Annotated in this window: 13 protein-coding genes and 1 pseudogene; 8 read left to right on the top strand and 6 right to left on the bottom strand. The window is 45.8% G+C overall.

Annotated elements, in window-relative coordinates:
* The first annotated feature begins 41 nt into the window (after positions 1–41).
* The 4 genes from lysM to clpX all read left to right on the top strand — a co-directional run bounded on the left by lysM (position 42) and on the right by clpX (position 3,948).
* Positions 42–485 carry a peptidoglycan-binding protein LysM gene (gene lysM / locus BN3349_RS01300; protein ID WP_040975489.1) on the top strand — a complete coding sequence of 148 codons (444 nt, stop codon included), beginning with the start codon at positions 42–44 and terminating at the stop codon, positions 483–485.
* A gap of 207 nt (positions 486–692) precedes the next feature.
* Entirely contained in the window at positions 693–1,991 is a 1,299-nt protein-coding gene (gene tig, locus BN3349_RS01305) for a trigger factor (RefSeq protein WP_040975490.1), read from the top strand.
* 127 nt (positions 1,992–2,118) lie between these two features.
* Positions 2,119–2,700: an ATP-dependent Clp endopeptidase proteolytic subunit ClpP gene (gene clpP, locus BN3349_RS01310; protein WP_040975491.1), complete on the top strand. Its 582-nt coding sequence runs from the start codon at positions 2,119–2,121 to the stop codon at positions 2,698–2,700.
* Positions 2,701–2,712: 12 nt separating this feature from the next.
* Positions 2,713–3,948: an ATP-dependent protease ATP-binding subunit ClpX gene (gene clpX, locus BN3349_RS01315; RefSeq protein ID WP_040975492.1), complete on the top strand. Its 1,236-nt coding sequence runs from the start codon at positions 2,713–2,715 to the stop codon at positions 3,946–3,948.
* Between the two features lie 778 nt (positions 3,949–4,726).
* Here the strand turns inward: clpX and BN3349_RS01320 are convergent.
* From BN3349_RS01320 to arsC, 3 genes and pseudogenes are all read right to left on the bottom strand, one after another.
* Positions 4,727–5,014, bottom strand: a complete 288-nt coding sequence (locus tag BN3349_RS01320) for a DUF5377 domain-containing protein (RefSeq protein WP_040975493.1) — start codon at positions 5,012–5,014, stop codon at positions 4,727–4,729.
* Positions 5,004–5,302: pseudogene (locus BN3349_RS01325) on the bottom strand (alternative ribosome-rescue factor A). The gene BN3349_RS01320 and the pseudogene BN3349_RS01325 overlap by 11 nt, the downstream one beginning before the upstream one ends.
* 57 nt (positions 5,303–5,359) lie before the next feature.
* Complete coding sequence (gene arsC, locus BN3349_RS01330; protein WP_040975494.1) at positions 5,360–5,710, bottom strand: arsenate reductase (glutaredoxin); 351 nt, start codon at positions 5,708–5,710, stop codon at positions 5,360–5,362.
* Positions 5,711–5,788: 78 nt separating this feature from the next.
* Here arsC and BN3349_RS01335 point away from each other — a divergent pair, with 78 nt between their 5' ends.
* From BN3349_RS01335 to BN3349_RS12345, 3 genes are read left to right on the top strand one after another with little or no spacing between them, the layout of a single operon-like run.
* Positions 5,789–6,844 carry an AI-2E family transporter gene (locus BN3349_RS01335; protein WP_032108517.1) on the top strand — a complete coding sequence of 352 codons (1,056 nt, stop codon included), beginning with the start codon at positions 5,789–5,791 and terminating at the stop codon, positions 6,842–6,844.
* Positions 6,845–6,890: 46 nt separating this feature from the next.
* Entirely contained in the window at positions 6,891–8,390 is a 1,500-nt protein-coding gene (mltF, locus tag BN3349_RS01340; protein ID WP_040975495.1) for a membrane-bound lytic murein transglycosylase MltF, read from the top strand.
* A gap of 14 nt (positions 8,391–8,404) precedes the next feature.
* Entirely contained in the window at positions 8,405–8,563 is a 159-nt protein-coding gene (locus tag BN3349_RS12345) for a hypothetical protein (protein WP_503102582.1), read from the top strand.
* 71 nt (positions 8,564–8,634) lie between these two features.
* Here BN3349_RS12345 and dsbB read toward each other — a convergent pair whose 3' ends face one another.
* Both dsbB and nhaB read right to left on the bottom strand, forming a co-directional pair.
* Complete coding sequence (gene dsbB / locus BN3349_RS01345; RefSeq protein ID WP_040975496.1) at positions 8,635–9,168, bottom strand: disulfide bond formation protein DsbB; 534 nt, start codon at positions 9,166–9,168, stop codon at positions 8,635–8,637.
* Positions 9,169–9,189: 21 nt separating this feature from the next.
* Positions 9,190–10,731, bottom strand: a complete 1,542-nt coding sequence (nhaB, locus tag BN3349_RS01350) for a Na(+)/H(+) antiporter NhaB (RefSeq protein WP_040975629.1) — start codon at positions 10,729–10,731, stop codon at positions 9,190–9,192.
* A gap of 139 nt (positions 10,732–10,870) precedes the next feature.
* Here nhaB and fadR point away from each other — a divergent pair, with 139 nt between their 5' ends.
* Complete coding sequence (gene fadR / locus BN3349_RS01355; protein ID WP_040975497.1) at positions 10,871–11,596, top strand: fatty acid metabolism transcriptional regulator FadR; 726 nt, start codon at positions 10,871–10,873, stop codon at positions 11,594–11,596.
* Between the two features lie 54 nt (positions 11,597–11,650).
* Here the strand turns inward: fadR and BN3349_RS01360 are convergent, their stop codons facing one another.
* Positions 11,651–12,865 carry a pyridoxal phosphate-dependent aminotransferase gene (locus BN3349_RS01360; RefSeq protein WP_040975498.1) on the bottom strand — a complete coding sequence of 405 codons (1,215 nt, stop codon included), beginning with the start codon at positions 12,863–12,865 and terminating at the stop codon, positions 11,651–11,653.
* Between the last annotated feature and the right edge of the window lie 81 nt (positions 12,866–12,946).

Below are 12,946 nucleotides of genomic sequence, written 5' to 3' on the forward strand. Positions count from 1 at the left end.
TTACAGCCGAACTCAACGGGTATTGATATAAGGAGCATCATATGGGTTTATTTGATTTTGTCGGCGAGATCGGTAAAAAGATTTTCTCTAAAAAAGAAGACGCCTCACAGGCGGTTACCGCACATATCGCGGAAGATAATCCGGGCGTGGAAGATGTGGCGGTCACAGTGGAAGACGGCGTGGCGAAACTGGAAGGTAAAGCGGTTTCGGCGGAAGCGCTGGAAAAAGCCATTTTGATGGCGGGCAATGTGGTCGGCATTAATAGCGTAAACGCAGATAATGTCGCTATTCAAAACGGTGAAAGTTTAGCTGGTGACGATGAGTTTTACATTATCCAAAAAGGCGACACTTTGTGGAAAATTGCAGAGAAAGCCTACGGCAACGGCGCGAAATATACCGCTATTGTGGCGGCGAACAAAGAAGTCATCAAAGACGCGGATAAAATTTTCCCGGGACAAAAAATTCGTTTACCGAAATCGCTGTAATCAGTGAATACCGCAAAAGCCTTGTTGATATAAAATAAGGCTTTTGTTTTATTTAGGCTAAAAAATAATCAAATGCGGTTTTTTATACGCCATTTTCTCGACTGACGGCATTTGTACCGCTATAATTCATCGTCTTTTTAATTAAATTTTGATTAACGTGTTCGGTGCGGGTATTCGCCGAGTGCAAATTCATTTTGAGGTAACATAATGTCATTTAATATTGAAACAACTCAAGGTCTTGAGCGTCGTGTCAGCATCACCGTTCCGTCCGAAACCGTCGAACAGGCTGTGCGTGAAGAATTAAAACGCGTATCAAAAAATGCACGCGTGGACGGTTTCCGTAAAGGTAAAGTGCCGGCACAAATTATTGAAAAACGGTTTGGCGCGTCTGTTCGTCAGGATGTATTAGGCGATTTACTACAAAAACATTTCTTCAATGTGATGTTTGAAAATAAAGTTAATCTGGCAGGTCGCCCGACATTTAATGTTGAGCAGTTTGAAGCCGGTAAAGAGTTGAAATTTAACGCTACGTTTGAAGTATATCCGGAAGTGCAACTGCAAGGATTGGATCAAATCAAAGTGGAAAAACCGGTAGTTGACATTGCCGAAAGCGATATTGATAAAATGGTTGATGTATTGCGCAAGCAACAGGCGACTTGGACGGAATCGCAGGATGCGGCAAAAGCTGATGATCGCGTCGTGATTGATTTTATCGGTTCGGTTGACGGTGAAGAATTTGAAGGCGGCAAAGCCAATGATTTCGTGCTGGCGATGGGACAAGGTCGCATGATTCCGGGATTTGAAGACGGCATCGTCGGGCATAAAGCGGGCGAAACCTTTGATATTGACGTTACTTTCCCGCAAGAATATCACGCAGAAAATCTGAGAGGCAAAGCAGCAAAATTCAGCATTACGCTGAAAAAAGTCGAAGTTATGGTGTTGCCTGAATTAACTGACGAATTTGTCGCGAAGTTCGGTCCGAATACTAAAACCGTTGCGGATTTACGTGCTGAGATCGCAAAAAATATGCAGCGTGAATTAAAAAATGCGTTGACTGCACGGATCAAAAATCAAGTGATTGACGGCTTAATCGCGCAGAATCCGATTGATGTACCGGCAGCGGCGGTCGAGCAGGAAATTGAAGTATTACGCGGTCAAGCGGCACAACGTTTCGGCGGTAACACGCAGCAAGCGGCACAGTTACCACGTGAATTGTTTGAAGAACAGGCGAAACGCCGTGTTCAAGTGGGCTTATTGTTAGCGGAAGTGATTGCCTCCAACCAACTGAAAGCGGATGAAGAACGTGCTAAAGCAATGATTCAGGATATTGCCTCAGCCTATGAACAGCCGGCGGAAGTTATCGAATATTACAGCAAAAACAAAGAGTTAATGAATAATATTCGTAACGTAGTATTGGAAGAACAAGCCGTTGACGCGGTTTTGGCAAAAGCGCAGGTAACGGAAAAAGCGGCTTCATTTGATGACATCATGAATCCGCAAGCGTAGTTTCGTTCGCTTGAATTTACTTTAAAGTGCGGTCGTTTTTATTAAAAAAATGACCGCACTTTTGTTATATAATATCGCTTACAACTAAATCGTAAGCAAAATCGCTTACCTAACGAACGAGGTGGATATGAGTTTAATTCCTATGGTGGTGGAGCAAACCGCACGCGGCGAGCGTTCTTATGATATTTATTCGCGCCTATTGAAAGAACGCGTAATTTTTCTCAGCGGCGAAGTGGAAGATAATATGGCGAATCTGATTGTCGCGCAGCTGCTTTTTTTAGAATCGGAAAATCCGGAAAAAGACATTAATATTTATATTAATTCGCCGGGTGGTTCGGTAACGGCGGGCATGGCGATTTACGATACCATGCAGTTTATTAAACCGGATGTGCGCACATTGTGTATCGGTCAGGCTTGTTCCATGGGCGCGTTTTTGCTGGCGGGCGGTGCTGCCGGTAAACGGGCGGCATTGCCACATGCACGTGTGATGATTCACCAGCCGTTAGGCGGTTTCCGCGGACAAGCGTCCGATATTCAGATCCATGCGCAGGAAATTTTGAAAATTCGTCATACTTTAAATCAACGTCTGGCATTGCACACCGGGCAGCCGCTTGAAAAAATTGAGCATGATACCGATCGCGATAATTTTATGTCTGCCGAAGAAGCCAAGGCTTATGGCTTGATCGATGATGTTTTGCTACAACGATAACTGGACGAAGAAATGACAAAAGATACCGAATTACATTGTTCTTTTTGCGGCAAAGAGCAAAAAGAAGTGGAAAAATTAATTGCCGGCACATCGGGATATATTTGCAATGAATGTATTGAATTGTGCCACGATATGCTACATGAGACGCCGCAGCCCGATGATGAGCGGCAAAATGACGATGAGATGAAATTGCCGACGCCGCACGAAATCCGTGCCCACTTAGACGATTATGTCATCGGGCAGGATTATGCCAAAAAAGTGCTGGCGGTAGCGGTGTATAATCATTACAAACGTCAGCGCAGCCAGCAGCAGAATAACGATGTGGAACTGGGTAAAAGCAATATTTTGCTCATTGGTCCGACCGGCAGCGGTAAAACTCTGCTGGCGGAAACCCTTGCCCGTATGCTGAATGTGCCCTTTGCCATGGCGGATGCCACAACTCTGACCGAAGCCGGTTATGTAGGCGAAGATGTGGAAAACGTGTTGCAGAAGCTACTACAGAATTGTGATTATGATCTTGAGCGCGCTGAGCAGGGCATTATCTATATTGACGAAATCGACAAAATTACGCGCAAATCGGAAAATCCGTCGATTACCCGTGATGTGTCTGGTGAAGGCGTGCAGCAGGCATTGTTGAAGCTGGTGGAAGGCACAATCGCATCAATTCCGCCGCAGGGCGGGCGTAAACATCCACAACAGGAAATGCTGCGTTTGGATACCTCAAAAATTCTGTTTATTTGCGGCGGCGCCTTTGCCGGTTTGGATAAAATCGTGGAGAAACGTACCCATATCGGTAGCGGAATCGGTTTCGGCGCGGAAGTGAAAGGCGAATCGGATAAGGCGAGCTTAACTGAATTATTCAGTCAGGTCGAACCGGACGATTTAATGAAGTTCGGTTTAATTCCCGAATTTATCGGCCGTTTACCGGTGATCGCACCGTTAAGCGAACTGGACGAAGAAGCGCTGGTTAAAATTCTGACCGAACCGAAAAATGCGCTGACCAAGCAATATCAAGTGCTTTTTGGCTTGGAAAATGTAGCGCTGGAATTTACCCTGCAGTCGCTACGCGCAATGGCGAAAAAAGCCCTTGAACGCAAAACCGGCGCGCGCGGATTACGCTCTATTGTAGAAGGTTTGTTACTGGATACCATGTATGATCTGCCGTCGTTAGAGCAGCTGCATAAAGTTGTGGTAGAAGAACAAACCGTAACCGAAAACACCCCGCCAAAACTGGAATTTAATCATTAATTTCAATAGGATAGTAAAAGTGCGGTAATTTTTACCGCATTTTTTGAAATAATGGAATTTTTCTTCCATTGTTCAATTCTGAGCGCGTTATTGGCTTGTGAGGCATCCACATTGTTTCAACACATGGCTACGCGTAGGTAGCCGGCAAGTCCGAACGTGATGCGGAGCGCACATAATGCGGTTCCAACACGCGGCTACGCATAGGTAGCCGGGTCCTATTCGCCGTATTTTATGACGCTTGATAATGGTTTCAACACGCGGCTACGCGTAGGTAGCCGGAAGCGGATTTTGACTACATCACGCAAACTGAAAAGTTTCAACACGCGGCTACGCATAGGTAGCCGGGTTCTCCGACGACAAGATCGTTTATGGTGTATTGGTTTCAATACACGGCTACGCGTAGGTAGCCGGTAAAGGCTACGACGGCATAGGTTTTGTTTTAACTGTTTCAACACACGGCTACGCGTAGGTAGCCGGAAGAACAAAGTGAGGATAAAGTCACTAAAGAAATTGTTTCAACACACGGCTACGCGTAGGTAGCCGGAGCCTTGTTGGCAAAAGGCGAGGGTTCTGGCTTGAAATGCAAGAATTCGCTGATCTGCAACAAAAAGGCAGATAGCAAGTATAACATAGTTGTATTTATGTTATATCAATAAGTTAAGTATCTGATTTGTTAAAGAAACATAGAATTCGCTAAGCTAGAAGGATTTTATGTGAACCAACGGTTAGCGATTAGATAATGAATATATCTTTAAAAATATTCGGAGCAGATTGCGCCCTAACGCCGTAGTTTCCCGATTTTTACCCCTAAAAAACCGAGAGAGACCGGGTCCAGATAATCGCCTAAAAATTTAAATAATTCATGCAAATCGGTGAAAGTGCGGTTGATTTTTACTTGATCTTCCACTTTGCGGGTGAACTCGTAAGTAATCGCGTTGCCGTCGATATGAGCTTCTAAGGTCAGATAAATTTTTTCAAAAAAGTGGCTGCGTGCGCCTTCTTCGCCTGGATCACTGATACGTACATTCCAGTTGTTGCTGAATAAGACTTCCGTTTTAATCGACATAATAATGACCTCTGTTGTTTGCATAATGAAAAAAAAGCCCGATTATAAAATCTTTGTTGCCAAAAATCTGATAATCGGGCTTTCGATAAATTTCCCGGCGTGTTTTGCTTTACGCTGATAGCTACCTTTTCCTTTGCGTTTTTTCTCAATGCGTTGGCGGAACAGGCGATCATGCAGCAACGCCTGAATGGCGTTATCGCGAATCGTGCCTTTGTGATGCTGATAGGCAGCGGGCTGATGTTCGGCTTCGGCACAAACCGATAAAACCAGCTGTTTTTGCTTATTCATGGGCTTCTCCTGATAAAATAAACGCCCGGTTTTGGGCGGGCGCTATTATAAACGAAATTATAAAATTGCTAAAACACTTTCTGGCGGGCGACCGATTTTTGCTTTATCGCCATTGACTACAATGGGGCGTTCCAATAACGCTGGGTGTTCTGCGATGGCAGCCAGCAGTTGAGATTCGCTGAGCGCCGGATTATCCAGCGCCAGTGTGCGGTACAGTTCATCTTTGGTTCGCATCATTTCGCGTACACTGCCAACCTGTAGTTTGTCCGCGAGAGTCTGTAACTCTTCCACGCTGTAGTGTTCCTGCAAGTAGAGTTCTACTTCCGGTTTAACATGATGCTGTTCCAGCAAGGCTAAGGTCTGACGGCTTTTTGAACAGCGGGGATTATGATAGATTTTAACACTCATAGAAAAATTCCTTTGCAGATACAAATCCTGGGAATTTTACCTTATAATCAGCAGAAATGCTTGTAATAAGGATATTTTATGCTGGAAATGTTAAGAAATTGGTATAACCGCCGCTTTAGTGATCCGCAGGCAATGGCGCTGCTTGCCATCCTGTTGTTCGGATTTGTGGCGATTTATTTTTTCAGTGATTTGCTGGCGCCGTTGCTGATTGCGATTGTGTTGGCTTATTTACTGGAATGGCCGATTCGCATTTTTAATGAAAAGCTGAAATGTCCACGGCTGCTGGCGACGATTATGGTATTGGGCAGCTTTACCGGGTTGGTGCTGGTGACCAGTCTGGTATTAATTCCGACGCTGGTGAATCAAACGGTGAATTTATTCAGCGATTTACCGCATATGTTTAATCGTCTGAACGAATGGCTACTTTCCTTGCCGGAAGATTATCCCGAAGTGGTGGATTATCAAATGGTCGATGCGATTTTCAGCAGTATTAAAAGTAAAATTCTGGGTTTTGGTGAGTCCGCGTTGAAATTTTCCGTCACCTCTATTTTGAGTTTGGTGACACTCGGCATTTATGCGTTTTTAGTGCCGCTCATGGTGTTTTTTCTGTTAAAAGACAAGCAGGAACTGATGACTTATATCAGCGGTTTTTTACCGCGCAACCGCACGCTGGCATATAAAGTGTGGCAGGAAATGCAGCTGCAAATTGCCAATTATATTCGTGGTAAAATTGTCGAAATTCTGATTGTGGCGGTCATCACTTATGTGATCTTCCTGTTTTTCGGGTTAAATTATCCGTTGTTGCTGGCGGTGGCAGTCGGGCTTTCGGTGTTGATTCCTTATATCGGTGCGGTGCTGGTGACCATCCCGGTGGTGTTGGTGGCGATATTTCAGTTCGGCGCGACGCCGACATTTTGGTGGCTGATGGCGGCCTATTTGGTCACTCAAATACTGGACGGTAATTTGTTGGTACCGTTTTTGTTTTCCGAAGCGGTGAATTTACATCCTTTGACGATTATCGTTGCGGTGCTGATTTTCGGCGGGTTATGGGGTTTCTGGGGGGTGTTTTTTGCCATTCCGTTAGCGACGCTGGTGAAAGCTGTGGTGCACGCCTGGCCATCTGAAGACGCATAAAAAGTGCGGTGAAATTTTTAACGATTTTTAATCTGGCAGGTGTCATGTGAAAGGATTATTTCTACGCATTATCGGTGCCGTTGCGCTGTTGTTATGGGCGATCGACATGGTATTTCCGTGGCAGAAAATTATGCTGTCGGAAGAAAACCGCTATGGCGCGATTCAGTCACGTGGCAAGCTGATTGTCGGCACGATCAATAACCCGATTTCGTATTTTATTGGGATCGAAGGACAATCTGGGCTGGAATACGAATTAAGCAAGGCGTTCGCTGATTATTTAAATGTGGAATTGGAAGTGCGCCCGATGGCGACCGGCGAAGAATTATTTTCCGCCTTAGCCAAACATCAGATCGACATTGCCGCGGCGAATTTACTGTATCAGCCGAGCCGATTGGAAAATTTTCAAATCGGTCCTGCTTATTATTCTGCTTCTTGGCAGCTGGCTTATCGTAAAGGCGAGAACCGCCCGCTTTCGCTCCAGCAGCTGAATGGCAAACTGGTGATTGCCGCCGGTTCGGAGCTTGACGCGCTGTTAACTGCATTTAAGGAACAATATCCGCAGCTGAGCTGGACGGTGGCGGATAACACACAGGAAGAATTATTATTGCAAGTTGCGGAAGGCAAAATTGATTATACGGTAGCCAATTCCATTGATGTCTCCATTACTCAGCAGATTAAACCGCAGCTTGCGGTGGCCTTTGATGTTACCGATGAATCCACCGTACACTGGTATTTGCCGAATAATTCCTACAGCGAATTACAGGCGGCGCTGTTGGATTTTATGAATGGTGCGATTGAAACCGGTTTAATTGCGCGCATTGAAGAAAAATATTTCAACCATTTAGGGCAATTTGATTATGTGGATACCCGTTCATATTTGGCGGCGATAGAAACCACATTGCCCAAATTTGCGCCGCTGTTTGAAAAATATAAAGGCGAGCTGGATTGGCGCTTGCTGGCGGCAGTGGCGTATCAGGAGTCTCACTGGAATCCTGATGCCACCTCGCCTACCGGAGTGCGCGGCATGATGATGCTGACTAAAGCGACCGCCGACCGAATGAAAATCGGCAACCGGCGCGATCCGGAACAGAGTATTAAAGCCGGTTCCGAATATTTGCATTTGCTGTTGGGGCAAATGCCGGACAGTATTTTGCCGGAAGATCTCATTTGGTTCGCCTTGGCGGCCTATAATATGGGATTGGGGCATTTGCTGGATGCCCGCCGACTGACTAAAAATCTGGGCGGTGATCCGGATAATTGGCTGGATGTGAAAAAAAATCTCCCGCTATTGGCGGAAAAGCGGCATTATACTCAGCTGAAATATGGCTATGCGCGGGGATACGAAGCCTTTCAATATGTGGAAAATATACGCCGCTATATGAACAGTATCGTTAATTATCATCGTGTCCGACAGAATCAGAGCGAGCAAAATGATACGCAGCCGACAGTGCAACATGAGTCCACAGATATGCGAACGTCGCTGTCGGCGGCAGAAGCCGGGATCAGCAATAAACAGGTAGAACATAACCAGATAGAAAATAAATGACAGAAGAGGTTGTTATGGCAGTAAAAAGAAAAACGTTTTTAAAAAAGAATAATCGTAAATTGTTCAGTCTATCGCAGGGACGCGCGCTGCGCTTGAAACGTCTGAAACAGCGGAAGGCACGATTATGGGCAAGACATTCCTTACAATTTGTGGTGCAGGATATTTGTTGCTGATTCTCCTAAATAGAGAAAAAGTGCGGTGCGTTTTTATAAAATTTTTATAAACACACCGCACTTTTTTGCGGTTATTTAAAAAGCAGGCGACGTTTTTTTGTCGTCTTCAGCTGGCTGATAAGCAACAGCACAAAGAGTAGACTATAAAAGGCAAAGATAACCGCAATCCATTGCGCCATTGACAGCCCCCAGAGTTCCCAGACCACATCCGAGCAGGAACCGTAAGGGCTAAACACGGCGGGAAACCACTTATCCAACGGCAGCGTTTGTGGAAACTCCACCATATAGGAGCATTGATTCCAAGGGGCGGGATGCAGCTGATAATCCACATGTTTAAGCGCCAACAGCAGCCCTTTCAGCGCGCTGCACAAGCCGACTAATAACGCGAGCAGGCGCAAAATGAGCAAGCGGGGCGCGATAAGCCCGATTAGACCTGCAATGGCGATACCGAATAATGCCACACGTTCGTAAATACACATGACGCAGGGCGCCAACCCCATACCGTGCTGAAAGTAAAGCGCACTGCCTTCCAGCGCCAGTGCGGACAGCAACAGCAGCAGCCAGCCGGCGCGGTGTATTGATAAGTCTTTTAAGTAGTTGAGCATTATTTTTCCTTTATATGTTTATTATACCGGCATAATAAGCCCCAACTGAGTGAATACTTGGGTTGCCGCCGGCAGCACATATTCTACCGCAAGTAAACCGATTAAAGACAGCACAATAGTATATGGTAGCGCCATGTAAACCATTTTGCCGTACGACAAACGGATAAGCGGTGCCAGTGATGAGGTGAGCAAGAACAAAAATGCGGCTTGTCCGTTCGGGGTGGCAACAGACGGCAGATTTGTGCCGGTATTGATTGCCACGGCGATCAGTTCGAACTGTCCGAGAGAAATCACGCCCTGTTCCAGCGCGGCTTTCGCTTCGTTGATGTAAACCGTTGCGACGAACACGTTATCAGAAATCGCAGAAAGGACACCATTGAAAATATAGAACAGAATTAGTTGTGCGCTTTCGCTGGCGGATAAGACGAAATGGATGATCGGCGCGAATAATTGCTGATCGATAATGACCGCCACTACAGAGAAAAAAACCACCAACAGCGCGGTAAACGGCAGCGATTCTTGAAATGCTTTACCTAAGGCATGTTCGCTGGTTACGCCGCACAGCGAGGTGCACAAAATGATAATGCTTAAACCGATAAGACCGACTGCGGCTAAATGAAACGCCAGACCGATAACCAACCAAATACCGACGAGCGCCTGAATAACCAGTTTGATCCGTTCCTGTTTGTTCATTTTGAGTTCGCGATTGCGATCGAATTTGGCTAAAACGCCCCAGACTTTACGCGGCAGTTTGGCACCGTAGCCGAAGAGACGCAGTTTTTCTACCAATGCGCAGGTCAGCACGCCGCATACCAGCACCGGTACGGTAACCGGGCTCATACGCAGGAAAAATTCACCGAATGCCCATTTTGCCTGTTCCGCAATAATCAGATTTTGTGGTTCGCCTACCATGGTCATTACGCCGCCGAGCGCAGTACCGACCGCTGCGTGCATCATTAAGCTGCGCAGAAATGCTCGGAATTGCTCCAGCGTTTCTTTTCGGTTACCGATATGTTTATCGTCGTTAATATCATCGGAATCATCGAAATTTTTTCCTGACGCCACTTTATGATACACCCCGTAAAAGCCCATGCCGACGCTGATAATGACTGCAACGACGGTTAACGCATCAAGAAAGGCGGAGAGAAAAGCGGCGCTGAGACAGAAAGAAAGTGAGAGAACCAGTTTGGAACGAATGCTGAGCAACAGTTTGGTGAAGACGAATAACAGCAATTGTTTCATAAAGTAGATACCGGCGACCATAAACATCAGCAACAGGATCACTTCAAAATTAGCCATAATTTCGGCTTTCACGTGCTCCGGTTTGGTCATGCCGATGATTACGGCTTCCAGTGCCAGCAACCCGCCCGGTTGCAACGGATAACATTTTAATGCCATAGCGAGGGTAAAAATGAATTCCGCTACCAGTACCCAGCCGGCGAGAAAGGGACTGACGAAAAAAAATAACAACGGATTTAAAATAAGAAACCCCACAATAGATAATTTATACCAATCAGGGCTGGGACCTAAAAAATTTTTAAAAAATGCTTGTGTATAACTCATAATATTTACAACCTTAATATAAAAAAATGCATCCATATAATTGTAATATATACTGCTTTCAAGGATAATAAGAAATCTTTATTTTGTTATCTATATCACAATTTTTTCAATATTATACAGAATTATACAGAAGAAACGCATGAATAATAATCAACCGCTGCTCAAAGCGCAGAGTCCGGCCGGTTTGGCGGAAGAATATATTGTTAAAAGTATTTGGAATAATCATTTTCCGCCGGGTTCGGATTTGCCGGCGGAGCGGGAACTGGCGGATAAAATCGGCGTGACCAGAACGACGTTGCGCGAAGTTTTGCAACGTTTGGCGCGTGACGGTTGGCTGTTGATTCAGCACGGCAAACCGACCCGGGTTAATAATGTGTGGGAAACCGCCGGGCCGAATATTATCCACACCCTGATCCAACTGGACAAATCTGTGATTCCGGTGATTATTACCAACGTCGTGTCATTACGCACCCGTATGGGCGAACATTATATTCCGGAAGCCATTCAGCTGGATGCGGCAGCATCATTGAAACTGTTTGAAAATCTACCGCACTTGGCAGATACGCCACAGGCTTATGCCGAATTCGATTATAATCTGTACCGCAGTTTCACCTTTGTGGCAAATAAACCGGTGTACGGATTGATTCTAAACAGCTTTAAAGCGTTATATCACCAAGTTGCCTCGTTATTTTTCTCCGACGCACAATCCAGAGCGTTTACATTAAGTTTTTATCAGGAATTGCAGGAAAGCTGCCGCCTCGGCGATATTGAGCGGGCAGCGGTGTGCTTAATGGAAAACCGCGAGCGCAGCAGCGGGATTTGGAAATCCATGCTCCATCATTTACCGCCAGATTTCGGTGAATAAAAAACCGCCGGTTTTATTTTTAACGCGGCGGTTAGCACAAAGAAGACCGCCCGTTTATTGATGATAATGTTGTAAAAAACGGGCAAATTTGGTTAATGCGGCGTCGATCTGATGCACATAAGGCAACGTGACGATACGGAAGTGATCGGGTTCGTGCCAGTTAAAACCGCGTCCGTGTACCAGTAGCACTTTCTCCTGACGCAGCAAATCCAGCACCATTTTTTCATCATCGTAAATATTGAACTTTTTCGTGTCGATTTTCGGGAACATATACAACGCGCCCATCGGTTTTACACAGCTAACACCCGGAATTTGATTAATCAGTTCAAATGCCTTGTTGCGCTGTTCCAGCAAACGCCCGCCGGGTAAAATAAATTCGTTAATACTTTGATAGCCGCCCAGCGCAGTTTGAATGGCATGCTGCATCGGATGGTTGGCACACAAACGCATGGACGCCAGCATATCCAGCCCTTCAATATAACCTTTAGCCTGTTTTTTCGGTCCGTTGAGAATCATCCAACCCTGTCGGAAACCGGCGACCCGATAAGCTTTTGACAGACCGTTTAAGGTAATGGTGAGCAAATCCGGTGCCAGTGCCGCGATATGATGATGTTGCGCATCGTCATAGAGAATTTTGTCGTAAATTTCATCGGCGAAAATAATCAGATTATGCCGGCGCGCGGTGGCGACAATCTGTTCTAATAGCGCTTTGCTGTACACCGCACCGGTCGGATTATTCGGATTAATAATCACAATGGCTTTCGTGCGAGCGGTGATTTTAGCGTTTATGTCGTCAATATCCGGGAACCAATCCGCCTGTTCGTCACACAGATAATGCACCGCCTTACCGCCCGCCAAGGTTGCCGCCGCAGTCCATAAAGGATAATCGGGCATCGGAATCAACACCTCATCGCCATTGTTCAACAAGGCCTGCATAGCCATCATAATCAGTTCGGAAACGCCATTGCCGATATACACATCGTTGACGGTGGCGCCGTGAATGCCTTTGGACTGATAATATTGCACGATAGCTTTACGCGCCGAATACAGCCCTTTGGAATCGCAATATCCCTGTGCGGCGGGCAGATTGCGTAAAATATCCACCAGAATTTCATCAGGCGCTTCAAAACCGAAAGGTGCGGGGTTACCGATATTCAGTTTTAAAATTTTATTTCCTTCCTCTTCCAGCCGCAGCGCTTCTTTGTGTACCGGTCCGCGGATGTCATAACAGACATGTTCCAATTTATCTGATTTAGGAAATATATTCATGGTGATAATCCTTATTATCTTGTTGTGATTGAGAAAACGAAAACTGCATTTACGGTCATCGATGATGTGTTATACAACGGC

The organism is Necropsobacter massiliensis (genome assembly GCF_000827595.2).
In the GTDB taxonomy this organism is placed as follows: domain Bacteria; phylum Pseudomonadota; class Gammaproteobacteria; order Enterobacterales; family Pasteurellaceae; genus Necropsobacter; species Necropsobacter massiliensis.

Bases quoted from the DNA above. Each gene is read 5' to 3' on its own strand.
- lysM (WP_040975489.1), top strand. From the start codon at position 42: ATGGGTTTATTTGATTTTGTCGGCGAGATCGGTAAAAAGATTTTCTCT.
- tig (WP_040975490.1), top strand. From the start codon at position 693: ATGTCATTTAATATTGAAACAACTCAAGGTCTTGAGCGTCGTGTCAGC.
- clpP (WP_040975491.1), top strand. From the start codon at position 2,119: ATGAGTTTAATTCCTATGGTGGTGGAGCAAACCGCACGCGGCGAGCGT.
- clpX (WP_040975492.1), top strand. From the start codon at position 2,713: ATGACAAAAGATACCGAATTACATTGTTCTTTTTGCGGCAAAGAGCAA.
- BN3349_RS01320 (WP_040975493.1), bottom strand. From the start codon at position 5,014: ATGTCGATTAAAACGGAAGTCTTATTCAGCAACAACTGGAATGTACGT.
- arsC (WP_040975494.1), bottom strand. From the start codon at position 5,710: ATGAGTGTTAAAATCTATCATAATCCCCGCTGTTCAAAAAGCCGTCAG.
- BN3349_RS01335 (WP_032108517.1), top strand. From the start codon at position 5,789: ATGCTGGAAATGTTAAGAAATTGGTATAACCGCCGCTTTAGTGATCCG.
- BN3349_RS12345 (WP_503102582.1), top strand. From the start codon at position 8,405: ATGGCAGTAAAAAGAAAAACGTTTTTAAAAAAGAATAATCGTAAATTG.
- dsbB (WP_040975496.1), bottom strand. From the start codon at position 9,168: ATGCTCAACTACTTAAAAGACTTATCAATACACCGCGCCGGCTGGCTG.
- nhaB (WP_040975629.1), bottom strand. From the start codon at position 10,731: ATGAGTTATACACAAGCATTTTTTAAAAATTTTTTAGGTCCCAGCCCT.
- fadR (WP_040975497.1), top strand. From the start codon at position 10,871: ATGAATAATAATCAACCGCTGCTCAAAGCGCAGAGTCCGGCCGGTTTG.
- BN3349_RS01360 (WP_040975498.1), bottom strand. From the start codon at position 12,865: ATGAATATATTTCCTAAATCAGATAAATTGGAACATGTCTGTTATGAC.